The organism is Pseudoalteromonas sp. BZA4, assembly GCF_040104395.1.
In the GTDB taxonomy this organism is placed as follows: domain Bacteria; phylum Pseudomonadota; class Gammaproteobacteria; order Enterobacterales; family Alteromonadaceae; genus Pseudoalteromonas.
Window position 1 is genome coordinate 1 of record NZ_JBECOT010000053.1, and the last position, 25,903, is coordinate 25,903.

Annotated in this window: 27 protein-coding genes and 1 pseudogene; 11 read left to right on the forward strand and 17 right to left on the reverse strand. The window is 39.6% G+C overall.

Annotation, left to right across the window (positions count from 1 at the left end; translation table 11 throughout):
* Positions 1–275 precede the first annotated feature (275 nt).
* Positions 276–1,412 carry a GGDEF domain-containing protein gene (locus ABMY41_RS17160; protein WP_287245427.1) on the forward strand — a complete coding sequence of 379 codons (1,137 nt, stop codon included), beginning with the start codon at positions 276–278 and terminating at the stop codon, positions 1,410–1,412.
* On the opposite strand, the gene ABMY41_RS17165 is transcribed toward ABMY41_RS17160, so the two are convergent.
* Together ABMY41_RS17165 and ABMY41_RS17170 are read right to left on the reverse strand one after the other, a co-directional pair.
* Positions 1,409–1,930, reverse strand: coding sequence for a cytochrome b/b6 domain-containing protein (locus ABMY41_RS17165; protein WP_287245430.1), 522 nt, complete (start codon positions 1,928–1,930; stop codon positions 1,409–1,411). The two genes, ABMY41_RS17160 and ABMY41_RS17165, sit on opposite strands and share 4 nt — an antisense overlap.
* Positions 1,931–2,012: 82 nt before the next feature.
* Positions 2,013–2,816, reverse strand: coding sequence for a LytTR family DNA-binding domain-containing protein (locus tag ABMY41_RS17170; protein WP_289096836.1), 804 nt, complete (start codon positions 2,814–2,816; stop codon positions 2,013–2,015).
* 167 nt (positions 2,817–2,983) lie between these two features.
* Here ABMY41_RS17170 and ABMY41_RS17175 point away from each other — a divergent pair, with 167 nt between their 5' ends.
* The 3 genes from ABMY41_RS17175 to dps all read left to right on the forward strand — a co-directional run bounded on the left by ABMY41_RS17175 (position 2,984) and on the right by dps (position 5,237).
* A complete protein-coding gene (locus ABMY41_RS17175) occupies positions 2,984–3,994 on the forward strand; it encodes a substrate-binding domain-containing protein (RefSeq protein ID WP_349275584.1) in 1,011 nt (336 codons plus the stop codon).
* A 79-nt stretch (positions 3,995–4,073) separates the two neighbouring features.
* On the forward strand, positions 4,074–4,493 hold the full coding sequence (locus ABMY41_RS17180; protein WP_175078603.1) for a CBS domain-containing protein: 420 nt from the start codon (positions 4,074–4,076) through the stop codon (positions 4,491–4,493).
* 225 nt (positions 4,494–4,718) lie between these two features.
* Complete coding sequence (gene dps, locus ABMY41_RS17185; protein WP_054551887.1) at positions 4,719–5,237, forward strand: DNA starvation/stationary phase protection protein Dps; 519 nt, start codon at positions 4,719–4,721, stop codon at positions 5,235–5,237.
* Between the two features lie 60 nt (positions 5,238–5,297).
* On the opposite strand, the gene corA is transcribed toward dps, so the two are convergent.
* The 7 genes from corA to ABMY41_RS17220 form a co-directional block, all read right to left on the reverse strand.
* Positions 5,298–6,254 carry a magnesium/cobalt transporter CorA gene (gene corA / locus ABMY41_RS17190; protein WP_349275587.1) on the reverse strand — a complete coding sequence of 319 codons (957 nt, stop codon included), beginning with the start codon at positions 6,252–6,254 and terminating at the stop codon, positions 5,298–5,300.
* Between the two features lie 127 nt (positions 6,255–6,381).
* Positions 6,382–7,611, reverse strand: a complete 1,230-nt coding sequence (locus ABMY41_RS17195; RefSeq protein WP_289096838.1) for a hypothetical protein — start codon at positions 7,609–7,611, stop codon at positions 6,382–6,384.
* 503 nt (positions 7,612–8,114) lie between these two features.
* The gene (locus ABMY41_RS17200; RefSeq protein WP_062565021.1) at positions 8,115–8,729 is read right to left on the reverse strand and encodes a hypothetical protein; all 615 of its coding nucleotides are present in this window, start codon (positions 8,727–8,729) and stop codon (positions 8,115–8,117) included.
* Positions 8,730–8,760: 31 nt separating this feature from the next.
* Positions 8,761–8,973 (reverse strand): helix-turn-helix transcriptional regulator, encoded by a 213-nt coding sequence (locus tag ABMY41_RS17205; RefSeq protein ID WP_054560716.1) that lies wholly within the window; start codon positions 8,971–8,973, stop codon positions 8,761–8,763.
* Positions 8,974–9,140: 167 nt separating this feature from the next.
* Positions 9,141–9,524: a hypothetical protein gene (locus tag ABMY41_RS17210; protein WP_055021296.1), complete on the reverse strand. Its 384-nt coding sequence runs from the start codon at positions 9,522–9,524 to the stop codon at positions 9,141–9,143.
* A gap of 537 nt (positions 9,525–10,061) precedes the next feature.
* On the reverse strand, positions 10,062–10,289 hold the full coding sequence (locus ABMY41_RS17215; RefSeq protein ID WP_349275590.1) for a hypothetical protein: 228 nt from the start codon (positions 10,287–10,289) through the stop codon (positions 10,062–10,064).
* Positions 10,290–10,370: 81 nt separating this feature from the next.
* Complete coding sequence (locus tag ABMY41_RS17220; protein ID WP_063528803.1) at positions 10,371–10,619, reverse strand: hypothetical protein; 249 nt, start codon at positions 10,617–10,619, stop codon at positions 10,371–10,373.
* Positions 10,620–10,775: 156 nt separating this feature from the next.
* Here ABMY41_RS17220 and ABMY41_RS17225 point away from each other — a divergent pair, with 156 nt between their 5' ends.
* Positions 10,776–11,546: an AraC family transcriptional regulator gene (locus ABMY41_RS17225; RefSeq protein WP_287243132.1), complete on the forward strand. Its 771-nt coding sequence runs from the start codon at positions 10,776–10,778 to the stop codon at positions 11,544–11,546.
* Here the strand turns inward: ABMY41_RS17225 and ABMY41_RS17230 are convergent.
* Genes ABMY41_RS17230 through ABMY41_RS17240 form a run of 3 tightly spaced genes read right to left on the reverse strand, consistent with a single transcriptional unit; the run spans position 11,543 to position 13,157 of the window.
* Positions 11,543–11,749 (reverse strand): helix-turn-helix transcriptional regulator, encoded by a 207-nt coding sequence (locus ABMY41_RS17230; RefSeq protein WP_054560721.1) that lies wholly within the window; start codon positions 11,747–11,749, stop codon positions 11,543–11,545. The two genes, ABMY41_RS17225 and ABMY41_RS17230, sit on opposite strands and share 4 nt — an antisense overlap.
* Entirely contained in the window at positions 11,749–12,306 is a 558-nt protein-coding gene (locus ABMY41_RS17235; protein ID WP_062565018.1) for a DUF2975 domain-containing protein, read from the reverse strand. The genes ABMY41_RS17230 and ABMY41_RS17235 overlap by 1 nt, the downstream gene beginning before the upstream one ends.
* The gene (locus ABMY41_RS17240; protein WP_287243130.1) at positions 12,303–13,157 is read right to left on the reverse strand and encodes an alpha/beta fold hydrolase; all 855 of its coding nucleotides are present in this window, start codon (positions 13,155–13,157) and stop codon (positions 12,303–12,305) included. Before ABMY41_RS17240 ends, ABMY41_RS17235 begins: the two co-directional genes overlap by 4 nt.
* Positions 13,158–13,421: 264 nt before the next feature.
* Between ABMY41_RS17240 and ABMY41_RS17245 the strand changes: the two are divergent.
* Positions 13,422–14,569, forward strand: a pseudogene (locus tag ABMY41_RS17245) (hypothetical protein).
* 35 nt (positions 14,570–14,604) lie between these two features.
* Here ABMY41_RS17245 and ABMY41_RS17250 read toward each other — a convergent pair.
* From ABMY41_RS17250 to ABMY41_RS17260, 3 genes are all read right to left on the reverse strand, one after another.
* On the reverse strand, positions 14,605–16,209 hold the full coding sequence (locus ABMY41_RS17250) for a diguanylate cyclase (RefSeq protein WP_349275594.1): 1,605 nt from the start codon (positions 16,207–16,209) through the stop codon (positions 14,605–14,607).
* A gap of 486 nt (positions 16,210–16,695) precedes the next feature.
* Positions 16,696–17,697 (reverse strand): family 43 glycosylhydrolase, encoded by a 1,002-nt coding sequence (locus ABMY41_RS17255; RefSeq protein ID WP_054560730.1) that lies wholly within the window; start codon positions 17,695–17,697, stop codon positions 16,696–16,698.
* 307 nt (positions 17,698–18,004) lie between these two features.
* Positions 18,005–18,997 (reverse strand): kelch repeat-containing protein, encoded by a 993-nt coding sequence (locus ABMY41_RS17260; RefSeq protein WP_349275596.1) that lies wholly within the window; start codon positions 18,995–18,997, stop codon positions 18,005–18,007.
* A 172-nt stretch (positions 18,998–19,169) separates the two neighbouring features.
* Between ABMY41_RS17260 and zigA the strand changes: the two genes are divergently transcribed.
* From zigA to ABMY41_RS17275, 3 genes are all read left to right on the forward strand, one after another.
* Complete coding sequence (gene zigA, locus ABMY41_RS17265) at positions 19,170–20,366, forward strand: zinc metallochaperone GTPase ZigA (protein WP_349275598.1); 1,197 nt, start codon at positions 19,170–19,172, stop codon at positions 20,364–20,366.
* Positions 20,366–21,034, forward strand: a complete 669-nt coding sequence (locus ABMY41_RS17270; protein WP_349275600.1) for a DUF1826 domain-containing protein — start codon at positions 20,366–20,368, stop codon at positions 21,032–21,034. The genes zigA and ABMY41_RS17270 overlap by 1 nt, the downstream gene beginning before the upstream one ends.
* A 434-nt stretch (positions 21,035–21,468) precedes the next feature.
* Positions 21,469–21,942 (forward strand): YqhA family protein, encoded by a 474-nt coding sequence (locus tag ABMY41_RS17275; protein ID WP_063529685.1) that lies wholly within the window; start codon positions 21,469–21,471, stop codon positions 21,940–21,942.
* A 179-nt stretch (positions 21,943–22,121) separates the two neighbouring features.
* On the opposite strand, the gene ABMY41_RS17280 is transcribed toward ABMY41_RS17275, so the two are convergent.
* Both ABMY41_RS17280 and ABMY41_RS17285 read right to left on the reverse strand, forming a co-directional pair.
* Complete coding sequence (locus tag ABMY41_RS17280) at positions 22,122–23,276, reverse strand: iron-containing alcohol dehydrogenase (RefSeq protein ID WP_175078614.1); 1,155 nt, start codon at positions 23,274–23,276, stop codon at positions 22,122–22,124.
* 43 nt (positions 23,277–23,319) lie between these two features.
* Positions 23,320–24,147 (reverse strand): type 1 glutamine amidotransferase domain-containing protein, encoded by an 828-nt coding sequence (locus ABMY41_RS17285; protein WP_349275603.1) that lies wholly within the window; start codon positions 24,145–24,147, stop codon positions 23,320–23,322.
* A gap of 112 nt (positions 24,148–24,259) precedes the next feature.
* Between ABMY41_RS17285 and ABMY41_RS17290 the strand changes: the two genes are divergently transcribed.
* Together ABMY41_RS17290 and ABMY41_RS17295 are read left to right on the forward strand one after the other, a co-directional pair.
* Positions 24,260–25,159: a LysR family transcriptional regulator gene (locus ABMY41_RS17290; protein ID WP_175082684.1), complete on the forward strand. Its 900-nt coding sequence runs from the start codon at positions 24,260–24,262 to the stop codon at positions 25,157–25,159.
* Positions 25,160–25,274: 115 nt separating this feature from the next.
* Entirely contained in the window at positions 25,275–25,583 is a 309-nt protein-coding gene (locus ABMY41_RS17295) for a hypothetical protein (RefSeq protein WP_058585610.1), read from the forward strand.
* Positions 25,584–25,903 lie beyond the last annotated feature (320 nt).

A 25,903-nucleotide genomic window follows, 5' to 3' on the forward strand; every position in this document is an offset into this window, starting at 1 on the left:
CCTCAAATGCTTAAACAAAACATTTAAAGAACACGGTTAAAGATAACCGTCAATTTCCCTTGGTAATTAGCGATTACGACAGAATCGCGTGGTAATTAAAGTACGACAAAATCGCTTGGTGTTAACAACTGAAAATAATTTAGCTCAAATCTAAACTGACAGTCACCGATTGAAAAACGGGTAACTGTCAGATCAAGTCTGAGCTAGTACAATTTAAAGGTGAGTAATTTTTCCTGTGCTAAGCTTTATTTACCTAGAGCTTTTCAGTGCGACTCATGGCTAGTAACGTAGAGAATTACTTTTACCACGGCTTTTTTGTCTTCTTACTCATTACGGTAGTAACCTGCTCCATTATAGCCACGCGCCTGATACGCAGTAGTTTTAATAACCGCTCGATTTACTTATTTAACCTGTTTTTTTACCTTGGTGTCATTGGCTTTGCATGGCTGTGGATCCAAGACTTATTAGACCTTACGCCAAGTTTTCGCTCTGGTGTGGTGATTTATATGATCTCCATGACATTACTGCAATTATCCATTTATAACCATGATGAACCCAGCCGCTTTAATAAGATAATCATTGCTCATGGTGCTATTTTTTCTGTATTTGCCCTCCTTACTCAAAATATAAATCAACTTGCCCTTGTTGAAGCCTGTTTTACGCTAAGCGTGTTACCTGCACTTATTTACTACACAACAAAGCGCGCTGTCTGTGAGAAGAACATAGGCAATACAGTGTTGTCGATGGCGCAGTGTATTCTTCTTTTGGTGCCTATTTCACAGCTGAGTATCATTACCCATGAACACAATTTAGCGACCTTATACTCTCTCACGGTTATTGCCCATGCAACCGTGTTTGTTATGACTGGCCTTGGTCTCATCACTACCCTGTTAGTGGATGAAAAAAAACGCTATTTGGAGCTGTCTTTAAAAGATCCACTTACCGGGCTTTACAATCGCCGCGGACTACAATTCATTACCGAACAGCAGCAACTATTCAGCCCAAGTCAAACATCTAGCTTATTCGCCTGCGTAGTTGATATTGATTACTTCAAACGTATTAATGATAGTTACGGGCACGATGGCGGTGACCTAGTACTCGAAGTGTTCTCTGATCTAATGAAACACCATTTGAAAAAAGAAGATTTATGTTGCAGGCTCGGCGGTGAAGAGTTTTTACTGTTGTTCTTTGCTACCGACATCAACTCTGCGACACAATTTTTAGAAGGCCTTCGTAAAACCATCGAAGGCAGTCAAATAGCTTATCGAGAACATCGTATATCGGTTACTGCTAGCTTTGGTTTAACCAATTGGCAACCAAATGACAGCTTTGAAAGCTTAGTAAACCGCGCAGACAAAGCTGTTTATGAGGCGAAAGATAATGGTCGAAACCAAATTAAAATAAACGCTTAAATCATATTCTTTAGGGTCGCGTCTTTATCTATGAAGTGATGCTTAAGCGCCGCTAAAATATGGATTGAAAGAGCAGCTGATAGCACATAGCCAGATAAAATATGAATTTGCCAGCCAAAATCGCTTAACCAGGCGCTTGACGCAACGGCCTGACCTGCTTCGTTATAATTACTAGCCACTAACTGCCACGAAAAAACCGCAATACCAAAGCCGCCGAAACCACTATAAAAAGCACCAGACAGTAATATTACAGCTAGCAAGATTAGCAAGCCCCAATGATATAAATGCAACCACTTAGTTAAGCTTGTTTGTACAGTAGATTGAAACGGCTGATAGAGCCTATAAACTATTCTTAACAGCCAGACGATGGCAATGATCACCGCAATTGATTTATGCCAATGATACAAACTGTAGTCAGTCACCCAGGTCATGTAGTAACCCAAAACAAGTACGCTAATGACTAATAGCGCACTGAGCCAATGCAAAAACTTATGTGTTTTCTGTGTATTTATTGTCATGAATTTTATCCTTAAAAACTATATTCATGACTTAATAGTAAAGATTAAGCTTTTGTTTTAAATAAGATTGTGACGAAACCCTTCATTCTGTGACGAATACACTTGGCTCACTTAATACATTTGCTAATGCTGGTTTAAAAGTTTTGCTAACAGGAATGCTAAACCCTAGTTTCATATTTAAAGTTGCATTTGCTTTATGAAGATTAAAATCTTCAATATGAGCTAAGTTTATAAGGTAGCTGCGGTGCACCTGCCTAAATTCATTGCAAGGTAAGTGAGCTTGAATGTTTTTGATGGTATCTCTTTTTAAAAAGCATTCGGTTAATGTTTGTATTTCTATATAGTTACCGGCAGCTTTAATAAATAATATTGATTCTGGGGAGAGTCTCTTAACAACCCCTTTATGGTTTATTTCAATATATTCAGATAGACCTTTCTCTGGCTTGTCGTTCTTTGCTTTTGACAAGAGCGACACGCTGCATACTCGCCATAACGCCAATACCAAACAACATGCGATTAAGTACTTTGGTAAAAGCTGAATGAATGAAGCAGCAATTGCATAGCCATAAAAAGAGTAATCAACAAAAATACGGAGCATCACCAAAGAACAAATAGTCACTGCGCACGTAATAATAAAAACAAATAAGTTGCTATTAATCCTGGCTTTTAAATCAACAAAAGCCACCAGAACAATATTTAAAGTACATAAAGCCCCCCACTCTTTTAACCAAAAAATTTGTGAGTCAATAAACTGATATTGGCCTCCCGCAATTAAATGACGCCAAAAAAAGCAATATGCATTAAATAGAATAAAAAAAGCCCCCCATAAAAAAGTGGCCTTTTGCCAAAGTGTTGTTAATTGCTGCCAGTATTTATATATGATCATAGCCACTCCATTTGAGTCATAAAAGGTAGCAAAAATAACCGCTTCCCTAAAAAGGCTTTTTCATTATATGTTAAAGCCAGTTGATTGATGCAAATGCTGACTGGTAAATTCGAACTCTGCCACTATAATTAGCTCGTGCTTATACTTAACTTGCAATATGTAGTGCTATGTCTTTAAAAGTATTATTAAATTTTAAATTAAACTGGGTACTTTTGTGTGCCAGTTTTTGGCTTTTTGCCCTGCCAATTCAGGCTAAATATGTGGTGGCTGTTGTGGGTAAAACCAAAAACGATAGCTTTTATCAGCAAGCCTTTAAAGGGTGTGAGCAATTTGCAAAACAGCATCTCGATTTTGAATGTATTTACGACGGCCCCAAAGACTTTCAAGATATTCGCACGCAAGTATTAGTGATCACCGACCTAGTTCGCAGAAACAACATTAGTGGTTTATTAATCGCAACCACAGATTCCAATTACCTTGTTGAAAGAGAGTTAAAACAGCTTAAAGATAACAACATTCCTGTGATCACGTTTGACTCTGATCTGCTCGAGAAAGATCAGCAGTACCGTTTAACCTACGTAGGTACCAATAATTTTGATTATGGTGTGGCCTTAGGTAACGAATTAAAAAAATTCACCAACAAAGAAAATAACCAGGTTTGTATTCAATCAGGGCACTCAACAACACCTAATTTAAACAAGCGTATTGAAGGTGTTCGCTATGCGTTATCTGGGCAAAAAGATAAACGTTTAAGCGGTGAAAATGGCTGGAGTGAGTTCGATAGATGCCCTTTATATAGCTTAGGCAAGCGAGAAGTCTCCCTCGGTCAACTCGACAAACTGCTTAACCTTGAAAATCCACCACTATTTTTAGCGGTAGCGGGTTTTGCTCAATTTAACTCTAACTATGCAAACATGATTGCTAAACATAAACAACGCATTGCCAATCAAGAGGTGGTGATCGTTTCTGCTGATACTGAGCAAATGCAATTAGAAGTATTACAGCAAGGATTATCATCGGCCAATATTGGTCAAAACCCTTTTGAAATGGGCCGACTTTCTGCCGAGTTGATGTATCAATACCTCACTAAAGGTGAACGCCCAGCTAAGTCTCACTATTATTTAGACTTTCACTATTGTCAGCAAAGTAATGCAGGTACTTGCACCGTTAATCACTAAAACTTTGATCTAACTAAAGTGCAATTAACTCGATAAGCGCTAGACTTACCACAACTTGATTAATTGTAAGGATTTAGCCATGACACACCTAGTTAGTGATTTGATGACGCCAGACCCATTCGCCATAAGTGCGCAAAATACCCTGCATGATGCTCATAATCTAATGAAAGAGAAGAATGTTCGCCATATTCCAGTGATCAATGAGCACGGTGGCTTAGTTGGCATGTTAACGCAAAAAATCATGATTGCTCAGGTAATGAATATCATGGCTAATTACAGCGCCAGCGCCCTTGAACGCAAAGAAAAGCAAACTAAAGTAGTTGATATTATGGCTACCGATTTTACTAGTATCTCGCCAGAGCAACCGCTTCACGAAGTTGCTAAGTTTTTTGTTGAAAACCGTCATGGCTGCATGCCTGTGGTTGATAAAGAAAACAACCTAGTGGGAATTCTAACTTCATCTGATTTTGTTCGTTTAGCAGCTGCATTGCTTTCTTAAGTCGTAAATTTGTATCTGCACACTGAATTTTTTACAGAAGGTGTGCAGAGTTTTCATACTCATACCTCACCACAACCACTCCACCTCAAAACAAAATAAAATTAAACCTTAAAATTCAACAATTTAACGTTACATTTATTTTAGGCACAGCGCTTGCTTCTACCTGATCAAGCGCGCTTTTAAACTAAAAGCGAAAGGAATTTTATAGATAATCTCGGAGGAGTAATGAGTAATTCATCATCAAAAATCGCAGAATTTACAGCACCCGGTGTTAAAGACCAAGCTGCAGCTGACACGATTGCTATTCTAGACCAGCGCATGGTCGCTTTAATCGATTTACACCTCACTTTAAAACACATTCATTGGAATGTTGTTGGCCCTAACTTTATTGGTGTACACGAAATGTTAGACCCGCAAGTAAGCGCAGTGCAAGAGATGACTGACACGATTGCAGAGCGTATTGCAACTATGGGCGGCGTACCTGTTGGCACACCACAATCAATTGTAGAACGCCGTACTTGGCAAGATTATTCAATTGGTAAAGGCTTAGTTACTGACCATCTAACAGCGCTTGATAAAGTGTATAACGGAGTCAATAAAGACCACCGTGCAGCTATCGATAAGCTTGGTGAGCTAGACCCAGTTTCTGAAGATATGATCACCGGCCAACTGGCTGATTTAGAACAATTTCAATGGTTTGTTCGTGCACATATCGAATCGTCTACCGGCGAATTGAAAGGTTAAACCCCCTAGGTCTATCCGAAGACCCCTTGCCCAGCAATTGCTGGGCTTTTTTATGCTTTGTTACAACCAACCTTTATGTTTAAAGAACAAGTATGGTGCAAAGCCAGACAGCAACATAATGCCAATTGCAAACGGGTAACCCCATGCCCATTGCAGTTCAGGCATGCTATCAAAATTCATTCCATAAATACTGGCGACGACGGTCGGCGGTAAAAACACCACAGAGGCAATTGAGAAAGTTTTGATAATTTGGTTTTGTTCGATGTTAATAAAACCCTGAGTCGAGTCCATTAAGAAATTAACCTTATCAAACAAAAATGTACAGTGAGACATGAGGGTATCAATATCAAGCACAATTTCACGTAGTGATTCTCGATCTTCTGTAGGCGCTCCTAGGTGGCGCAGTAAAAACGAGATATTCCGGCGAGTATCCATCAAACATAAACGCACCTTACCGTTATTATCTTCAAGGCGAGAAATTCGGCTAACAGCTTCTTCTAAATCAGAATCATCTTCTTCAAGTACGTAGGCACTGAGTTTTTCTAATTGGTGATGCATGTCTTCAAGCATATCAGCGTGGTTTTCGACTTTTTGGTCAAATAAAGTCACCAAAAGTTGCTTTGGATTATCACACGCTACTTGCCCTTTACGAGCACGCAGTCGTAATAGACGAAAATCGGCTAGTTCATCATCGCGGATTGTCAGCAAGCAGTTGTCTTGTAGCAAACAAGCCACGGTTACCGTATTAAAGCGCCCTTCATTTGGTGACATGAAAAGCGCATGCACATGCAAACCTTCATGGTCAATAAAACAACGGGAAGAGGCTTCGATTTCTTCAACATCATCAGCAACAGGTAGTGTGATATTAAGCGTGCTTGCCAGCGCTTGTCGTTCTTCTTCGGTTGGATTTATGGTATCAATCCAGTGGGCATTTTTTATGGCGGTTGCAAGAGGCGTATCTGCAGCTGGCTCAGTTTCTGTGATCACACCTTGGTCTATAGAAAAAAATCGTAACATGCGCCCTACCCTGAATAATCAATGTAAAGCAAATACTATAGCTGTTCACGTTAATGAACAATGACCATTGATGTAGAAGAAACAAAAAAGCCCCAAACGGGGGCTTTAAGCATATTCAAAAAACTAATTATGATCCAAGCTGTTGCATTGGTTCTATTTCTTCTTTATTTGTACTGATAAAGCCTTCGATATTATCAACTTGATCATGACTAAAGCCTAACTGCGCTTTTACTGCAACCGTGCCATCTCGTTTTTCAATTAAAATAAACTCATTCACACCGAGTGTTCTAGAAAAGACGGTATGCACTTGTTTTCTATTAATATCTACAACTTTTACTTTTGTACTCGTTTTGTAGAACGCAAGAGGGCCTGAAGGTGTATTAATCCAATCAATTGCCCAATAATAATGACTGTTGTTCTTGAATCCATCTTTTCTATATAACGATTCTTTGAAAGAAACATTGTCACACTCATTGTATAAACCTTTACTACGGCAGTTTGAGTGCTCTGCAACTTTTTTACCCGAGATACTCACATCTAAAGGAACAATTGTGCTGTCGTTAATGTTTAACAGAATATAATCATCAACTTTATTAAAGCCTAGTGTATTTCCTAAACTCTTAGTTGACTCAAATAACCCTGTTAAAGGGTTATTGCTTTTAGTTTTATCTTTTTCTAGCAAAATAAAATTTGTTGATGCAACATCACCATTTTGGTGTTTCGCGATGTGGTAACCATCTAATATTGAAATAGATTTTACGTTATTAGAACCGATCACGTAGCGAAAAGCAGAGCCCGCTCGCCCTACAATAAAGCCATCGGATGTTGGTGTAACAGACGTACCTGTAAATGACTTACCTGTCACCGTTTTCACTTTAAATGAATCATTATCTTTAGTAACAGTTGCAAGTTTAACAGCACCTTCACTTGAGCCTGCTTTACTGTATTTTAGAGTAAACGTGCCATCAAAGTTCTCAATTGCATACGTAAATTGGCCTGTTAGACGATCAGCACCTAAGTTAGCCACTTCCCCTTCGTAATCATGAAACATTGAACCATTTATCAATATTCCATCTTTTTCACGCATAAATGTTGCTGGCCCACCAGTTTGGTCAACGATTTCTTTCTGAGTTAATAATTCACTTTCAGAAATAACAACTTCCGGCTTCTCAACCTTTTGCTGCTGATGTTGCTGGGCTTGCGGGATTACACTCGTTAAAGTTGAGCCCTTCAATTTATTAATAAAAGCTTGCTGCATTTCTTTTTGCATTGCTAGCTCTTCAGGCGTTGTGCCACAACCAGATAAAACAGAGACGCTAATTGCTAGCAAAGAAGGGTAAAGTACTTTTTTATACATCAAAAAATTCCATATTTTTATTTTTAAAAGTGCTTAGTCAATCTGAACGGTTAAAAGTACCCAAACAGAAAACATAACCACTTGATTGAAAAGGAATTATTGATTCACTATTGCAAAATTGCAACAGGTACAACCACTTAAACTGAATAAGCGTTTAAAAAGTCAGCAAAACATCTAGAATTTACATTAAATTACCTGTTAAAGATCCAAGCTTATGAAATAAAAAGCTTTTATTTTTTCAATAAATTGACTTATTAATAATAGAGGGATATTCAGTTGAACTTTAAGCTAGTCATGAGAACGAGTTAAAAAATGTGACAGTCAAACGTTGCTTATTTCGCTTTTTTGAAACGCACCAAAAGCATACCTATCAAGATGATGCCAAGGCCTATTAAGCAGGGTACAAAAGCACTTTGCAAGGCAACATCAAACGCTAAAAAGTCGGGGTAACCGGTTTGCCAAAGCGTCCATTCATACCCTATTCCTTGTGTTATAAAGCGTTGTTAAATCACTTCGATTTGCTCAGGCTTTTTGATAAAGAACACCATTAAAATTAATAATGCTGCTGGGAATAAAAACACATTCAAGTAAGCAAAAATCACCGTTAGCTGTAAGATGCACATTAGCAACAATAGGATAGAAAACACCGTTAGCAACGATGACATTCCATGGCGCTTTGTTAGTAATAACGCGGCTGTGATCAAACCCACTAAGGCATACAAGCCTAAACTTCCAGCCGAGACCACCATGGCAATAATTGAAATACTTTCTACTACATCATTCGATGCTTTATCACCAGCTACGGCAAGATAAACATCGCATAACACAGTGGCATGAAAAGCTAATACCAGCACCGCAAGCACACATAACAGTATGCGTACACCTTCAACATCGAACATATCTTTTAGTGCTTTGCGCAAACTCAGGTACACGTAAATTTCAAGTGCACCGATGAGCACGAACACAAGGTCTGAAAAGTTTAAGCTTTGTAAATCAAGCTTAAGCGCCTCTCCTAAGCCATCGAGTGTTTCGCCAAATACTGAAATCCAGTACATGGGAAAAATCACAGCAAGTAATCCTGCTGCTATGCCGGGTAGTAAATAGTCACGGTTGAGCATATGCCCTCCAAAATCCTGTTGCGTTGTAAAGTTATTCGCTATCGCGTTCGTACACTAAAATATCGCCGGGTTGGCAATTAAGCTCTTCACAAATAGCTTCAAGGGTACTAAAGCGGATCGCTTTCACTTTTCCGTTTTTTAGTAATGATAAATTGGTCATAGAAATATCAATGCGCTGAGATAGCTCTTTCAGCTGCATTTTGTTCTTTGCCAATTCTATATCTAGGTTGATTCGTATTTTCATAGTCTAAAAAGTACACAGCGGATTTATGGTTGTCAAACTTTATTTTACGATTATCATAAAATAAAGAATGAAAAACATAATAACTCAGTAAGTAATTAAACCCATATTTTGACCATTTCAGGCATAAAAAAAGCCAGTAAATACTGGCTTTTCGCTCTATTTATAAGTTAGACATTGGCTTGGTAAGCAGGGATAGCTATCGCCGCTACAATACCCAATAAAAATATGCCACCAATGATCAACACGCCCCAAAATGACCATTGTTTTTGTACTCGTTGAAAATGCTCAACGCTATCCCAACGTTTATTTTGCCATGCCATTTCTCGGCCTTTAAAACCCAGATAAATCGACACAATAAAACCAACATAAGGCACTAAGGCCAATAAGCCAATCCAAGTGCTGTTGCCAATTGCCCAAATCCAACTTAGCAAGAAAGCGCCCCAACTAAAGCCTTTAATGCCCTCGGGTAAATCGTCTACCTTCCCCTGCCCTGAGTTATTTTCAGATGCCATCTGAAGGCTTGCTTCAGGTGGTGTGTAATTGTCTGCCATGAGTTTTTCCTTATTATTAATCAAACAGAAACCCTAACTTATAGTACTGGGTGTATTTTAAGCAAGCTAAAGATAAGTACCTAAAGCAGATAATTGTTACCTGATGTGTTTTGTAACATTTATCTCGTTTCCTTTTGATTTTAAATCACCTAGCCTGGGCACATGACTGCAAGGAGAGAACAATGAAAGACTTACAAAAGTTAGTGGGTAATTTAAATAAATCAGGATTGATTTAAACCAAGCAATTTCTAAACACTATTTAGAAACGCTCGCTAACCAATTATGCATTCCTGGTGAACTGGTAATGAGCATTCACAGAGAGCTTAACACAATTAACTAAACTATTAATATTATTAGCTGTTAGATTTAAAAGAACGCAAGCTTTAATAAGGCTGAGTTCTCTTTATCTAAATATTTTGCAAGTGACATATAGCAGCTTTACCGCACAAACTTAAATACAATCATCAAACAATGGCCACAATTAAAATGTGGCCATTGAAACGCTAAAATACTATAGAGCTGATTGCAGCCAGTACTTCATTTTATTGTATTAGTGCTATTCCTTTGAATATCACGAATACCTTGCTTACCTTCTTTTTCCAAAGCATCAATTTGTTCAGGTGTACGGCATACACGAGTTGCAATATTGCTGCCAGTCGGTTTTTCCATTTTACAAATTAAGCCATCGTTATTTGCCTGTTCTTTACCTGAGTTTGCGCATCCAGATAAAACGAAACCAACCAAGGCCAACATTAAAAACCTCATAAAATAAACTTCCTTTTAAAACTAATAAATAATCACGAAAACAAACCACCACTATAGCAATTCATTTCAACAAGAAAAACGTTAATGCGGCTTTTTAGTGCCGTAACGTACCATATCTTTACCGTTTTCATACACTTCAGTTGTCACGTAACGGCCAAGTAAAAGTTGATGTTTATCATCAAGTACCGCAATAAATGGGCGGCCATCACTATTATTGGTTGCAAGAGCAACACCGGTTACATTCTCTAGCCCTAAACCGCCAGTTTCAACTAGGCGTAAAAATGTTTCTAACTCGTCTAATGTTTCAATTACATCGTTATCGTTAATCATCTCAAATACTCAGTGATTGCTAATGGGCGTAGCATAGCAGGATTAAAAACAGGGTGCGAATAACAGCCCCTAATCTAGCTTACTTTTGGACTAAAAATTGACACAACGCTATTCAATTGATGATACTTTCGCTATCGATAGAGGCAGTGAAGTTTAATGAGTAACCATTTAACGCTCGAATTAATGATCCCAAAGGGCAATCTTGCCGATAGCATACAAGCTATTTGGTATGCCACAGCGCACTCTCAAGGAGAGCAATGGCTTGCCTGCGATGGTGCCACAGGGCTTGTGTTTCCTGTTGTTGGTGAAGTTTTACTTGATGACAAGCCGCTTGCTGCCCCTTATGCAGTGCAAGAAACATCGACTCAGGCATCTAAAGTCACATTTTCACACGATGCACAGTTTTGTGGTATTCGTTTTAACCCAACCGTATTGTCTGAACTAAAGCGTAATGCTCACCCACTCCTTGCAGAACAGTCCCTATGTGAAATTGCCGAAGATCTGCAAAATAAAGCCTGCTTAGCCGCGTTTGTTGCACTTATTAGCCGCCACTTTACTGATAATAAAAACATTAACCACAGCAACAGGCACTCAAAACACTTAATCCGTAACCTTATTGAGTTAACGCCACTCGAAACTGCTTACCAACTTGCCCCACTCAGTCAACGCCAGCTCGAAAGGCAAGTTAAGGATCAATGCGGCGTCACCCCTAAGTATTTTGAGCGTATCTACCGAGTAAAACTTGCTAAACAAGCAATTAAAGACAACCCTGAAATAAGCTTTGCAGATATTGCACTTGAATGTGGCTTTACCGATCAGCCTCATTTAATCAAAGAATTCAAAGCAATAATGCACATCACCCCAGCAAAATACCGCAAGTTATTAAAAGACTCTCAAACTAAACAAACAAAGCTTATTTTTCGTTAGTCATCCTCAAAACGCAGAATATCACCAGGCTGACAACCTAAGTGCTTACAAATTGCATCTAAGGTCGTAAAGCGCACAGCTTTAGCTCGTCCAGCTCTAAGAACTGATAAGTTTTGTGGCGTAATACCTATCGCTTCAGCTAATTCTGCAGACTTCATTTTTCGCTTAGCTAACACTACATCTAAATCAATAATAATCGCCATTAAATCACTAACTCTTGCTCTTTTTGTAGCTGCTGCGCTTGACCCATGATCCAACCAATAACATAAATAATTAATCCCATCACTAAGCCTATAATATCAGTATCTTGTATAGCCACGACCCTTCCGATATCTGATCCTGTTGCCAAGTTAAGAAGAGTTATAAGTAGTGACGGGTAGCACACAACTAGTGCAAATTGCGCCAATAATACGCCACCTAACCATTTAAAACATTGTATATTTTCAATAGCGAAGAAGGATCCACGCCGGTAAAGCAAAAATAACCGAATCAAAATTATGTTGATCAGAATAAACGGTAGCAATTGCACAAGACCAAGCCATAAAACACTATCAAAACCATGCTCATTTAATGTTTGTGCAACTCCTTGCCAGGAGCCGCTGACTTCAAGACCAATCCACATATGCGCACCATTACTTTGTGTAAAACTTAAAACATTACTGTCACTGAAAAGCACAATAATGCTTGTTACTAACAAGCTAATAAGCGTAAAAAATAGCAGGCTTAGAATAAACGAACTCATCCAAACAATTTTTTTCATGACGATTTACTCAGTGTTATTTGTTTTAGAAGTTGCTCATAATGAGTCGCTAACTGCTTACCTGTTAACGCATTAGAATGGTGCTTCCCTTTTGCAATGTAAATCTGCTTTTGCTGAGATTTTGCATGTTGATATAGTGACTTAGCTAACTCAGGTGGAGTTTGAGTGTCTTTTTCACCGGTAATTATTAATAGCGGTGCTTGATAAACTTGTAACGCTTTTAAATTATCGACTTGTTTAATCTCTTCACTAAACTCAACACTAACAAACGGTTTAGCAAACCACGGAATTCGTGCTGCTGTCATCTGTTCAACATTTGTCACACTCCCTTCAAGTACCAGAGCATCAACGTTACGCTGACTGGCAAGATAACCGGCAATCATACTTCCTAAAGAATGACCATGGATCACCACAGGCAAAGTATTTAGGTCTGATCTGCCTTTTACATAATCAAATACTTGTAATGCATCAGCTTGCAGATTAGCTACGCTAGGTACTCCAGAACTAAGCCCATAACCACGATGATCCATCATTAAAATATTAACTTGAAAAGGTAAAAGTAGCTTTGCCGGTTCCCCACCTGCGGCACTAACGCGAAACTGGTTACCACCGAAGTAAATTACCGTAGCACGAGCATCTGCAACTTTAATAAGGGTACCCTTAAGTCTAGTACCCTCATCGGTGTTTAAAGTTATCTCCTGCGTTTTGGCGGTGGCATTAACACTTTGTATTTCCTGCATCGTTATTTTTTTATCCGGATATAAAAAGTGAGACTCCTCAACTTTAATTGTCGTACAACCAGTTAATAACAGCACAATCAGCGAAACCACTGCAATAGAACCAAATTTCATTTTCACGATCCTTCTAGTAAAAAAACTACTATGGCACTAGATAAGTTAAAAAACAAACTAAAATTATCGAAAAACGATAATTAATTATTCAATATCGAACATTAAAAGCCCTTCATTTGAGAAATAACTTTGATCAAAAGCGCTATCTCCTTTAATTCATTATTTTTCAAATTCTGTGTTGAGCGATTTTATTTGCGCTCGGCATCTATCCATAGGATAGTTAACGCAAGCCTACTAAACGTGCTGTAACTAAATAGGATAATCATGAAAAAAGTTTTACTTGCCACCGGCTTAATCGCCTCGTCATTTACTGCATTTGCAGCCAATTTAACCGTTGAAGAACTGCGTATTGAAAAAGCCAGCAAAGCCATGCCAAAGGTGTTGAGTGCTTTTTCTGATGAAGTGAACCAATTTGAAAAACAGTGGCAAGCGGCTGCTAGTTATCAGCAAGCAAGTGACCTTATTGATGATTACGCTAAACAATTATGGCGCGATGCCAAAGCGCGTATAATTAAAACCAACAGCTTCGACGACCGAGAGCTATATTGGGCACGTTTACTTTCAAGCAAAATTATTCGTACCAGCAAACCCCAGTTTACAATAACCGACAGTGAACAAACCGCGTTACTAACAATGCTTGAGAATGGCAGCCGTGGCCGCACCGACCTTGATTACAGTAAAAAACCGACAAACGCATTTTAATTACAGGTTTTGATCCCTTCTTATTAGATAGAAATATTAATCAAAGTAACCCATCCGGTGTTGCAGCATTATTACTTGATGGCCAAGTAATTAATTACAATGGCATTAGCGCCGAGATCAATACGGTGATGGTGCCAGTACGCTACGAAGACTTTGACCAAGGTATTATCGAATCATTACTTGCGCCATATTATGCACTTAACAATGTCGATATGATTGCCACTATCAGTATGGGCAGCAAAGACTTTGACCTTGAACGCTTTCCGGGTAAACGCCGCAGTGTAACGGCGCCCGATAACGCCAATATTGTGTATGGCGGCACAGCAACTGCACCGAAAATTTCGAGCCTTAACGACCGCCCTCTTCCGGGCAATGAGTTTGTAACGTTCAGCTTACCAGTTAAGCAAATGCAACAAGCCAAAGGGCCATTCCCAATCAACGACAATCATAAAGTCGTTACGCTTGAAAAAGCATTTGAGCCAAAATCACTTAAAGAATTAGAAGGTGCGATAGCAGTAAAAGGCGGTGGCGGCGGCTACTTATCAAATGAAATTTCGTATCGTAGTATTCGCCTACGTGATGAGCTTAATTCAGACATCCCTACAGGGCATATTCACACCCCACGTATTCAACAATTTGAGCCAGAAACAGAAGCAAAAATTGTTAAGCAAATTAAAGCAATGCTTGAGCAAAGCTTAGTTGCAATTTAAAGCGTTAAGCTCAGCTATAAAGCAATAGCTGAGCTTCACCCAGCAACGCAGCAATTACGGCCTTGCTTTTTCGCTTTATAAAGCGCGTCATCTGCTATTTTGAATAAGCAATCTGAATCAAATGCCTCATTTACATCCTTACTGGCAACACCTATCGATAAGGTAATATAGCTTAAGTCTTTACGACCTTGGTGAGTAATATGAGCAGATGCAACGGCATTTCGTAGCGTTTCAGCCACTTTGAGTGCCTCCTGCTTATCGGTATTGCTAAGCACTATAACAAATTCTTCGCCGCCATACCGAGCAACAAAATGATTGTCTGAATTGGTATTATCTTTAAGAAGATTGGCGACTTCACAAAGCGCCTTGTCACCTTGATCATGTCCATACAAATCATTGTAGAGCTTAAAATGATCAATATCGGCGACGATCATTGAGATAGGCTGCGATGCTAAATCAGTATCGCTGGTAAGCATTGTAAAATGTTTATCTAATGCACGACGATTGGCAAGCGTCGTCATTGAATCGGTGTTACTGATATGTTTTAACTTCTGGTGGCGCTCTAGTATTTCATCACGTTGATTTTCTATCAAAGTAAATAACTCATTCATACCTCGCCCGAGCTGGTGCAATTCGTTATTACCAAAGTACTCATCCCGAGCACTAAAATCATTATTACTGATTGCTGAATTTACCAATGTATAAAGCTTTCTGAGTGGCCTTAAAACCTGTTGATTTATATATAAATAAAACAAAATAAACACAGAGCCAGAGATCAATAAACCGGTAATTAAAGAGCTATCAAACAAGCTTCGGTCGTAAGTCCGTTCACGAGATGCGATAGATAGTACAAACAGTAAGTCACCTGCTTGATCATTGACTCCTAAGTAAAGCCGTCGATTGTGTTGAGTCGTCTCAACTGCACTCCTTTTTTCACCAAACACCCTAATTAGATGTTCCTTATATTTTGGTGCTTCATCAGTGCCATAAAAGCTAATATCATTTGCTAACCCTGGTGTTAGATTTTCGATAAAGCCTTCATCAATAAAGCTCCAAAGCAGTAAAGTACCAACAAATTCGCCTGTGCCATCAGACCTAGTTACATTGTAAGCAACCGTCACGGCTGGCGTTTTATCTATAGTAATAAACCGGACTTTATGAATTGACTCAGATTGGCTAGTAGTTATATCGTCAGATAAGATTATTAGGTTGTTTTTTATCAACAAATTGGGGGTTTCTAAAACCGTTGGTGAGTAAGGCCGATAATCACTATTAAAGCTGCCACCGCCAATTATATTTGCCTGCGTATCATATAAATACCAACCATTTACGTCTAACCGCTGTAGTGCGTCAGCGATAACATAATCACTATTAAACCACTGAGTATCACGTTGCTGTGCAGCTTCATACATGGTATCCCAAGCTGAGCTATCGAAGACCATTTTTGACAACGCATCAAGCTCTTGCTGAAGCTGTGACTCCACTCGCTGAATATCAATCCGGTCATTTTGTCTTGTCATCGCTTCAAATGTTGGCAATATCCAAAAATGCCTGATGATTGTTTGCGCCAACAAAATAGTAAAACACGCAGCAGTAAAAGCAAGTAATAAGCGTTTTTTGAGCCTCGCACCAATCACCATAAAATACCAAACCCAACAGAATCAAAAGTACATTAGTACTAAAAAGTATAACCTTGTTTGGTCAGTTTGCTTGCTAGGCTTTAATTTTTCAGCAAATGTGGAACTCTATCCATACTAAAGTTCAACGGTGAAAAATTGTAAAATTTCTCATTACATCTAAACTTTTAGTATTGAATTTTGTTGAGCTACTGTATGAAAGGTATCGTCTTTACCAAGCTTTTATAAATGGTCGAAAAAACTCTTTTAATTTTATTTTGATGGGCTGCCAAATGCCAAAAATGGATGGATAGTTTGATAATTGAAAAACGACACACACAATCGGCAGAGTTTCATCGTTTTAACGGCCATGTGTTTGTTGTTGCTCCGTACAGCTGGAAAGCTTGTATCCCGCTTTACTGCTTAACTAAGCCCTAAATAACAGAGCCTAGAAACAACAAAGCCACCTTAAGTTGGTGGCTTTGTGCTTTATATCTGATTCACAGTAAATTAATACAGTTCAAATAGTGGACGACCATTTTCGTCGTACTTCACTTCCATAACTCGAGCGTGGCGGTTTGGATCGTAAAGCGGATCTTTTACAATCTCTTCAAGTGGACGGGTGTCTGTTTTTGGCACCACACTTGGTTCACCAACTGCGTGCTCATAGTCTCGGGCATGGTAAATACACAGTGGTGTTTCACCATCTTCAGCTACTGTAAAACAGTTATGGCCTGGGCCGAAAATTTTCTTTTCAACACTTGTTTCAAGCACAGGCATACGTGTCTTAGTCCACGAATTACGATCAAGTAAATCGCTGTTTTCATCTGCTTCCATATAGCCCATGCAGTAACATGCACCTGTTGCGCTTGCAGAGAAAGCAATAAAGATTTTACCGTTATTTTTAAGTACTGCCGGGCCTTCGTTTACCCAAAAGTCGACACGTTCCCAATCGTAATCAGGTGTGGTCAGCATAAACTGCGCTGTTTTTAACTTAATTGGAGATTCCATCTCAGCTAAATACAGGTTTGATGCAGCAAATTGACCGCCGGTTTTCTCTGCCCAGCAAAAGTAACGCTTACCGTTATTTTCAAAAATGGTGGCATCTAAAGAAAAATCAGTGAACGACTTTTCATCACCCTCAGCCGCTTGCATCATGCCAAGCTCAACCCACTCATCATTTAGCGGATCTTGGCCTTTACACTCAAGCACATACGGGCGTAATGCCCAAATATCATCTTCTTCACTGGCAGCAAAGTAGATATACCATTTGCCATCGAGGTAATGAATTTCAGGTGCCCAGATATGACGACTCATTGGGCCGCTGTCATGTTTAAACCAAATATCAAAGGTTTCAGCGTCTTTTAAGCCCTCTAATGTCGCAGACTTACGAAGTTCAATGCGGTCATAAGTTGGTACAGAACCTGTAAAATAATAAAAACCATCGCTGTGCTTATGCACAAACGGATCGGCACGCTGCTCTACTAACGGACTATTTGTTTGTAATGTCATCTTGAAACCTGATCGTTAAATTTTAATTTGTATTATTTTATTACTTTTAAGTAAGAACACAAATATAACATTATTTTTAACAGACAGTGAAAAGAAATGTAAAGACAAGCGACAAGTTATAAACCAAAGTTTCAATGCCGAAAGTAAAGAATTGATTTACACATAATGTACTTAATGAAGAGCAGCAAGCTTAATGCTTAAACTTGATTGAATAAAAAAGGGGATCCCTCCACTTTGATTAACTTAATCGCATGAGATAGAACCCACTCAAAATATTTTTTGAGTTCATTTTTATCTTGAATGATTATCATAAACTTTTACTTACTAGTAATTTTACATTATTCACTTCACGGCTCGTTTTAGAAAGCCCTACTTTTGTGGCACCACCCACTAGCCAAATTTCGCCGTCTAATGTAACAGCTCCTAAACCGTGGCGAGGTGTTTGCCATTCGAAAGTTTTGTGCCATTGCTGCTTGGTTAAATCATATTTATAAACCTCACGGTCAACTCCTTGGCTATGTTCACCACCAAACACAGTAATAGCATTATCAATAACTGCCGCCGCATGCCCTGCTCGTGCTTTAGGGAGTGCTGCATGTGCTTGCCAGGTGTTTGTTTCGGGTAGGTATTCGAGCATGTCAGTGATAGGCTCGCCGCCAATGGTTCTGCCACCTAACACAAACCAACGGCCGTTTACTTGTGCACTTGCCGCACTGTTTCTAGCCGAAGGTAAGGGTGCAGCTTCTTTGAAGGTGAAGCTTTTAGGATCAAAAATTAAATGCGCACTCACATCTAAACTATGCTGCCATTGGCCATTTTTCTCACTGCTTGGGCTACGTCCACCTGCTAAGTGCACTTTACCATTAAGCACTGCGCCCACAGTCTCACTTAACGCAAAAGGCAAACTCGCCACCTTTTGCCATGCTTTAGCGCCTTTATCTAGCATTAGCACATCACGGCTATTGGTCCATTGGCCTTGGCTATTAACAAAACCACCAAAGGCAAATAGTCTGTTTTCTACTGCGATTAAATACGTGTGATGACGCCCTTCAGGCAAACTAGGAGCTGATTGCCAACTAGAATACTCAGGCGACCAATAATGGACTTTTGCAGTCATCTTACCCGCTGATGCTGGTAGCTCAGTAGAGATGCCCCCAGCAACCCAAATTTGTTGATTCATTACTGTAGGGTATATTTCTTGTATAGCCTCAGGGAGCTTTGGTGCTAACAGCTCTTTAGCCGATAACGTATAAGGTAAACAAGTAATAGAAAATGCTAACAACAATTTGGCTAAACGCATATAAATCCTTAATAAGCAGTCAATTAGCTAAAGACTAAGCCAGCTGTACCTATTCGTACACTGCCAAATAGTCTTACTCAATTAACTATAGCTATTCCTAAATGATACTTTATTGATATATTATAACAAAACGTTTATCGTATTTTGTTTAATCTAATTAAGGGTCACTACCATGAGCAAACTTCCCGTCACCGTGCTCTCTGGCTTTTTAGGTGCAGGTAAAACCACTGTGCTCAGCCATATTTTAAATAACCGTGAAGACAAAAAAGTGGCTGTAATCGTCAATGATATGAGCGAAATAAACATTGATGCAGCAACAGTTAAAAACGATGTTTCGCTGAGCCGCGGCGAAGAAAAACTAGTAGAAATGAGCAATGGCTGTATCTGCTGCACACTACGTGAAGACTTACTCATTGAAGTACGCGCTTTAGCACAAACGGGCCAATTTGATTACTTAGTTATTGAGTCTACGGGTATTTCAGAACCCCTTCCTGTTGCCGAAACATTTACATTTGCCGATGAAGATGGCGTGTCACTTTCTGATGTTGCAAGGCTTGATACCATGGTCACGGTCGTTGATGCCGTTAACTTTTTAAACGATTTTAACGAAGCCAAATTTTTACAAGAAACCAACGAGCATTTAGGTGATGAAGATGAGCGAAGCGTAGCCGACTTACTTATTGATCAAGTTGAGTTTGCTGATGTCATTTTAATTAGTAAAACAGACCTAATTAGCGCCGATGAGCTTGAGAGTTTAAAAGCCATTTTAAGCTCATTAAATACTTCTGCAGAGCTTATTGCCATTGAAAATGGCCAAGTTGATATCAACACAATTTTGGGCACGGGCCTGTTTAACTTTGAAAAAGCTCAGCAAGCACCTGGCTGGCTAAAAGAACTGCGCGGCGAACATACCCCAGAAACCGAAGAATACGGTATTAGCAGCTTTACTTACGAGGCCCGCCGCCCTTTTCACCCTGAAAAATTTTATAACTTTATTCATAACAATCAGCGAGAAGGGAAATTGCTTCGCTCCAAGGGCTACTTTTGGTTAGCCTCTCGACCACAATTTGCTTGCCAATGGAATCAAGCTGGCGGCATAGCCCGCTATGGTTTTGGCGGGGTATTTTGGAAAGCCTTACCGAAAGATCAGTGGCCAACAGATAGCGACTACTTAGATTCAATTAACCAAGTATGGCAAGAACCCTTTGGTGATATGCGCCAAGAGCTGGTTTTTATTGGTCAAAACCTCAATCAAGCAGCGATCACTCAAGCTCTTGATAACTGCTTACTTAGCGACGATGAACTATTAGCAGGCAAAGCGCTTTGGCAAACCCTGCCCGATCCATTTCCTGTTTGGGAGGAAGCATAATGACAGCCTACGCATTAGAACATGACACTGATAACCTACCATCAGCGGCAGCAACAGCGCTAAGCCCTGTGGTGTTTTCACAAATTTATAAACCTGAGCATAATATTGCAATTTGGCAACGCAGCTTATCAGAGCAGCTGCAATCAGAAGTAGCTGAGAGTATTACAGCCAACCCAGAACTCAGTATTAACGCTGTGATCAATCAAAATACCATTGTGGCTGACATAAATAAGGCCCTTGAAAAACTATCTCAAGCAGAAGAGCTTAAAGCCGACCTCGCTCAGCTTGTTGATATGTTTTGTTATTTATTTGAATTAAAGCGCACCGGATTACGCCTAAGAGTACTTGAACGTGCCATGTGCCCACGTTTTCATGTTGACAGAGTTCCTTGTCGGTTAGTCAGCACATATTGTGGTAGTGGCTCACAGTGGTTGCAAAATGCAGGACTTGATCGCACTAAACTTGGCGCAGGGCATCAAGGATTAAGCGATGAAGAATCAGGCTTAATGACAGCAAATACTAAAATTCACTCTCTAAATGTCGGTGATGTAGCCCTATTAAAAGGCGAAACTTGGCAAGATAACGAAGGCAAAGGCCTTGTGCACCGCTCACCAACACTCGCTGCTGGCGAAAAACGACTACTTGTAACCCTCGACTTTATTGCTTAATACGAGCGTACATACTGCGTCTATTAATTCTAATAGGCGCTATTTCATTCAAGAACACACAACAACTGCTCATGGCTTTAAATTAACGAAAAGCATACTAAGCGCACTTGCAATTGCTGATAGGGCAAACATCCTTAGTAACAAAATTAAGGCATTCCTTGCGCCACCAGCAAAAGTGCCTTTCGAAACCATTTTTTATCATTTAAATCCAGTTCTAGTGAGTGCTTAGCCATCGAGCCCATAAAAATCCCTTTTGTATTAATGCTTAATAGAAGCAACCCTTGTTGTTCCTTAAACTTATACACAACCGGAACTTACGAGTAAATACTAAAAGAACTAGTAAGTTAGGTTCATCTTCGCTAATGGCCGTGCTGTATTTAATCAAAAACCAGCTAAGCTTCGTATAACAAAGAAATTAATTTGTGTGAGTTGATATGGAGCGCCTTTTTCAAAATAGTCGGTTTTTAGTCATCATCGCGATTATCACTACAGCAATTTCATCGTTACTTGTTTATATAACCTGTGTGAACATCGTTTTTAATGTTGTTAAAACAACGATTATATCTTTGCCTGACTCTGCTAAGGGAGGGAAAGAGATGATAGTCGAGCTTTTAAAAATTCTCGACCTATTACTCATCGGTATTACTCTTCAAGTTATTACCATCAGCCTTTACCGGCTATTCATTTCGCCTGCAACCACAAAGAGTAGCCAGTTTTTGGCCGCCTTTCATATCGAAGATTTTCATGACTTAAAAATTACCTTAGTGCAGGTAACATCCGTCATTTTAGTGATTCTGTTTTTAGAACACGCCGTTGAATTCGGCGGCACAATAGAAACCCTCTACCTTGGTATTTCTATTGCGATTGTAGTTGCCGCCTCGACCTTTGCATGGCGCTCAATGAAATAGTGAACACTCACCAACGTTAGTTTACTTTTTCAGGGTAACGTAGCTGATATTGCTCTTTCATCACGCATTAAACTGCTCAAGTAAACCGCTCTTTTGGCTATCTTTAGCCAGTTCTAGCAAATCGATTTTTAAGCACTAAAAAGGCGTAACACTTCATGTTACGCCTTTAAATTTAAGCCCTAAAGTGCAAGCGCTAATATTTGCTTAACCTTCGCTAAGTCAATATCACCATGTTCACCTAGCGTTGTTATCTCATTCTTTTCTAAGTTTTTAACAACCGCGTCGATTGCTTGTTCATCAAGGTCATAGTCAGCAAGGCGTGTTTTAACAGCCATTGCTTCAAAGAAGTCTTGCACTGCTTTAATCGTTTTATCGATTTGCTCAGCTTCATCGTTATAATTAAAACCAAACACTCGCTCACCAAGCTGTTGTATTTTAATAGACTTTTGCTCTTTTTGAACATGCATTAGCGCAGGTAAAACAATCGCCAGCGTTTGTGCGTGATCAAGATTGTAAAGTGCTGTTAATTCATGACCAATCATATGCGTAGACCAATCTTGCGGTACACCTTGACCAATCAAACCATTTAGTGCCATTGTAGCCGACCACATAACATTGGCTCTTACATCATAGTTTTGCGGCTCGCTCAGCGCTTTAGGCCCTTCGCTGATCAAGGTTTGTAAAATACCTTCTGCAAAGCGGTCTTGTAATGGCGCGTTTACTGGGTAAGTTAAGTACTGCTCAATAACGTGTACAAATGCATCTACAACACCATTACTTACTTGGCGTTCTGGTAACGAAAAAGTATATTCAGGATCAAGTACTGCAAAAACAGGTTGCACACTCGGTGATGAAAAAGCACGTTTTTGCGACGTCTCTTTTTTAGTAACCACTGAGTTACCGTTACTCTCAGAGCCAGTTGCAGGTAAAGTTAAAACTGCACCAATAGGAAGTGGGTTACTAAACTCAGCACCTTTAACAAGGATATCCCACGGCTCACCTGCAAAGTTATAAGCTGCTGCAACAAACTTAGCGCCATCAATAACGCTGCCACCGCCAACAGCTAGAATAAAGTTAACATTCTGCTCTTTAGCAGTTGCCACAGCTTGCATCAGCGTTTCGTATGTTGGGTTAGGTTCAACACCACCAAACTCAATCACGTCAACATCGGCTAATGCACTCATTGCTTGGTCGTATACGCCATTTTTCTTAATTGAGCCACCACCAAAAAGTAATAGTACTTTAGCGTTTTCTGGTAAACGTGACGTGATCTCACTCATTTGACCTTTACCAAACAAAATTTCGGTTTGATTTTTATAAATAAAGTTCAACATTTAAATGCCCCTTAAATTAGGTTTAAATTGCTAATTAGCTAATTTACTTAGCTAACATTTCTAAAAGCTTTTCTGCTAATAATTTATCTGAAAACGGGTTTTGCCCCGTAATGAGTTCGCGGTCAACAACCACATTAGGCTGCCACTCACTAGCGAATGCCATATTTCCACCGGCCTTTTCCATTGCCATAGCAGGATAAAACTTAAGCTTTTTACCTTCTAAACTGCTTTCAAAAACACGTTCTTCAGGGTCTGAAAAAATAGTCATTTTATAGCCGTCATAAATCCAGTTATTGGCTGATGCTTTTTCGCCATCTTTTATCGCTTGATAATAAGAATTTGGCTGAACTTGTGCCGACAACAACGTAATTGGGCCATGGCAAATTGCCGCTGTTGGTTTACCTTGCTTATTAAAATGACGCAAAATCTCACCCACTTCAGGGTTGTTTGCTAAATCAATTAAAGGCGCATGGCCGCCTGGGATAAACACAGCCTCATATTGGCTTAAGTCACCCGCTAAAATTTCGCTCAAACTTGCGGTATCTTTGATATCTGGTAGCGATGCTACAAAACGCTGAATGCTCTGCATTTTAGCTTCATTACCATCAAAGTAGTCGGTACTCACTGATTTTTTATCTACTTGAGGCGCATTACCTTTGGGTGTTGCAAGGACAAGCTCATAACCCGCATCGACCAATGCTTTCGCAGGCACACCAAACTCATTTAGGTAGTAGCCTGTTTCAATACTCTGACCGTCAGCTAAATCCATGGTTGTTTCACTTGATAAAATAACCAACACCTCACCTTCACCCGCCACTGCAAACATCGACATAGTTGATGCAGCAACAAGCGTTAGTCGCTGTAATATCATTTTCATAACTCATCCTCTTAGAAAGTGCAGCCATCATAGTTGGTTTGCGGGGCGAGTAGAATTCGGATAAATTAAGAGGAGCAATCAGAATATTTATGGCTCGTACATTTACATGTCTTATCTCACGCAATTAAAAACCTTTGTTGAAGTTTATCGTTGTAAAAATATTACGAAGGCAGCGGCTAATTTAGGCTTATCTCAGCCTTCGGTGACCTCACACATTCAAGCAATGGAAGCTGTAGTTGGTAAATCTTTATTTGAGCGTAAAGCCCGCGGTGTTACCCCCACTGCAGCGGCACATGATTTAGCGCTGCAGGTTTCTGGTCATATCGATATATTAGAGCAAAAGATCATGTCGATACGGGCACGTTCTGATGCCGCACATGGCACTATAAATATCGCAGGACCTGCCGAATATATTAGCAGTGTGTCAGGGCCACAAATTGCCAACTTACTGCAATCTGGCAATGTGAACCTTGTTCTGCATATTGGTAATAAGGTAAGTATTTTTGATGCCTTGCAATCAGGTACTGCAGATATTGCTATTGCCGCATCAGCGCCTGATCCAGCACTATTTGATAGCCTAGTGCTCGACAAAGAAAAGCTAATTTTGGTGATGAACCGTCTACATGGAAGAGAAATCAAAGACAGCACCATTACCGCAGATTTACTCTCTAGCTACAATGTCGTTGCTTATGATGAAGAGCTGCCTTTGATAAGACAATACTTTGAAGCTGTATTCAACGCAAAATGCCACTCAAACGTCATTGCTATTTGCCCAGACATACGTGCTATTAGCAATATTATTCGCTCAGGCATTGGCTATTCTGTATTACCCGATTACCTTTGTCGCGATCAGATAAAAGCCGGAGAGCTTGTGCAACTAGGACCCGAAGGACCAGAAAACATAATTTACTTAGTTTGGAACAAAGGGGCACTAAAGCACCCCCGTATTGCATTTGCCAAAGATGTTATTTCGGCCTTTGCAAATATTAATTACTTTGCAAACTAAGCAAGGCCTGCTTTGCGTCATCAGTTTGGTTTATCACCGCGAGACTGGCGTAATGCATTCCGCCAAGCGTAAAGCTTAGGTATAATCTGTTTTTCGACTCGATTTTGGTTTTTAAATGAAAAAGCTTTCAAAAGTACAATTAAAACAGCAAGCCCTTGTATTAAATGTTGCCGACGCCCTTGAAGAGCAAGGTCGCGCAGAGCTCGAAGGTATGTTGCAATGCTGGTTTGATGTGGAATACCACTTATTCCCAGGCTCATTGCTATTATGTTTTCAATTTGAAAACCAGCAATCACTCGATGCAGCGACCCCAGAGCTATTAAAATGGCAAAAACGCCTAAGTGGCGCAATGCTGAAAAAAGGCGTGATTTTAAAAGACATGCGCAGGCATTTAGTATTTACCCTAAAAGGCCCAGACGATTAAATGGGATGAGTTGCGGGTTAGCAAGTTAGCAAGAGTGTGGCAGCGGTTTTATATCGCGTAACCCTCTGCATACTCACAAGGGGTGATAAGAGAAGCTCCGCTTAAGAGGTATTATTAAAAACAAATTTGATGGTTTTATTGGGTTACTCATTCACTTCTCATTTTATTCTCTTTGTGCATCAAAAATAAATTGAACCACAGAGATGTATGGACTCCCCTCCCACAGGGGGGTAACGTAATAAGCGACAAAACTTTTACAAAAGGAGTCCATACATGGTGAATCTTAACGTTATTGCGATTGATTTAGCAAAAAATAATTA

Excerpts from the sequence above, each read along its gene's own strand:
- ABMY41_RS17160 (WP_287245427.1), top strand. The coding sequence starts at position 276 with ATGGCTAGTAACGTAGAGAATTACTTTTACCACGGCTTTTTTGTCTTC.
- ABMY41_RS17165 (WP_287245430.1), bottom strand. The coding sequence starts at position 1,930 with ATGACAATAAATACACAGAAAACACATAAGTTTTTGCATTGGCTCAGT.
- ABMY41_RS17170 (WP_289096836.1), bottom strand. The coding sequence starts at position 2,816 with ATGATCATATATAAATACTGGCAGCAATTAACAACACTTTGGCAAAAG.
- ABMY41_RS17175 (WP_349275584.1), top strand. The coding sequence starts at position 2,984 with ATGTCTTTAAAAGTATTATTAAATTTTAAATTAAACTGGGTACTTTTG.
- ABMY41_RS17180 (WP_175078603.1), top strand. The coding sequence starts at position 4,074 with ATGACACACCTAGTTAGTGATTTGATGACGCCAGACCCATTCGCCATA.
- dps (WP_054551887.1), top strand. The coding sequence starts at position 4,719 with ATGAGTAATTCATCATCAAAAATCGCAGAATTTACAGCACCCGGTGTT.
- corA (WP_349275587.1), bottom strand. The coding sequence starts at position 6,254 with ATGTTACGATTTTTTTCTATAGACCAAGGTGTGATCACAGAAACTGAG.
- ABMY41_RS17195 (WP_289096838.1), bottom strand. The coding sequence starts at position 7,611 with ATGTATAAAAAAGTACTTTACCCTTCTTTGCTAGCAATTAGCGTCTCT.
- ABMY41_RS17200 (WP_062565021.1), bottom strand. The coding sequence starts at position 8,729 with ATGCTCAACCGTGACTATTTACTACCCGGCATAGCAGCAGGATTACTT.
- ABMY41_RS17205 (WP_054560716.1), bottom strand. The coding sequence starts at position 8,973 with ATGAAAATACGAATCAACCTAGATATAGAATTGGCAAAGAACAAAATG.
- ABMY41_RS17210 (WP_055021296.1), bottom strand. The coding sequence starts at position 9,524 with ATGGCAGACAATTACACACCACCTGAAGCAAGCCTTCAGATGGCATCT.
- ABMY41_RS17215 (WP_349275590.1), bottom strand. The coding sequence starts at position 10,289 with ATGAGGTTTTTAATGTTGGCCTTGGTTGGTTTCGTTTTATCTGGATGC.
- ABMY41_RS17220 (WP_063528803.1), bottom strand. The coding sequence starts at position 10,619 with ATGATTAACGATAACGATGTAATTGAAACATTAGACGAGTTAGAAACA.
- ABMY41_RS17225 (WP_287243132.1), top strand. The coding sequence starts at position 10,776 with ATGAGTAACCATTTAACGCTCGAATTAATGATCCCAAAGGGCAATCTT.
- ABMY41_RS17230 (WP_054560721.1), bottom strand. The coding sequence starts at position 11,749 with ATGGCGATTATTATTGATTTAGATGTAGTGTTAGCTAAGCGAAAAATG.
- ABMY41_RS17235 (WP_062565018.1), bottom strand. The coding sequence starts at position 12,306 with ATGAAAAAAATTGTTTGGATGAGTTCGTTTATTCTAAGCCTGCTATTT.
- ABMY41_RS17240 (WP_287243130.1), bottom strand. The coding sequence starts at position 13,157 with ATGAAATTTGGTTCTATTGCAGTGGTTTCGCTGATTGTGCTGTTATTA.
- ABMY41_RS17250 (WP_349275594.1), bottom strand. The coding sequence starts at position 16,209 with ATGGTGATTGGTGCGAGGCTCAAAAAACGCTTATTACTTGCTTTTACT.
- ABMY41_RS17255 (WP_054560730.1), bottom strand. The coding sequence starts at position 17,697 with ATGACATTACAAACAAATAGTCCGTTAGTAGAGCAGCGTGCCGATCCG.
- ABMY41_RS17260 (WP_349275596.1), bottom strand. The coding sequence starts at position 18,997 with ATGCGTTTAGCCAAATTGTTGTTAGCATTTTCTATTACTTGTTTACCT.
- zigA (WP_349275598.1), top strand. The coding sequence starts at position 19,170 with ATGAGCAAACTTCCCGTCACCGTGCTCTCTGGCTTTTTAGGTGCAGGT.
- ABMY41_RS17270 (WP_349275600.1), top strand. The coding sequence starts at position 20,366 with ATGACAGCCTACGCATTAGAACATGACACTGATAACCTACCATCAGCG.
- ABMY41_RS17275 (WP_063529685.1), top strand. The coding sequence starts at position 21,469 with ATGGAGCGCCTTTTTCAAAATAGTCGGTTTTTAGTCATCATCGCGATT.
- ABMY41_RS17280 (WP_175078614.1), bottom strand. The coding sequence starts at position 23,276 with ATGTTGAACTTTATTTATAAAAATCAAACCGAAATTTTGTTTGGTAAA.
- ABMY41_RS17285 (WP_349275603.1), bottom strand. The coding sequence starts at position 24,147 with ATGATATTACAGCGACTAACGCTTGTTGCTGCATCAACTATGTCGATG.
- ABMY41_RS17290 (WP_175082684.1), top strand. The coding sequence starts at position 24,260 with ATGTCTTATCTCACGCAATTAAAAACCTTTGTTGAAGTTTATCGTTGT.
- ABMY41_RS17295 (WP_058585610.1), top strand. The coding sequence starts at position 25,275 with ATGAAAAAGCTTTCAAAAGTACAATTAAAACAGCAAGCCCTTGTATTA.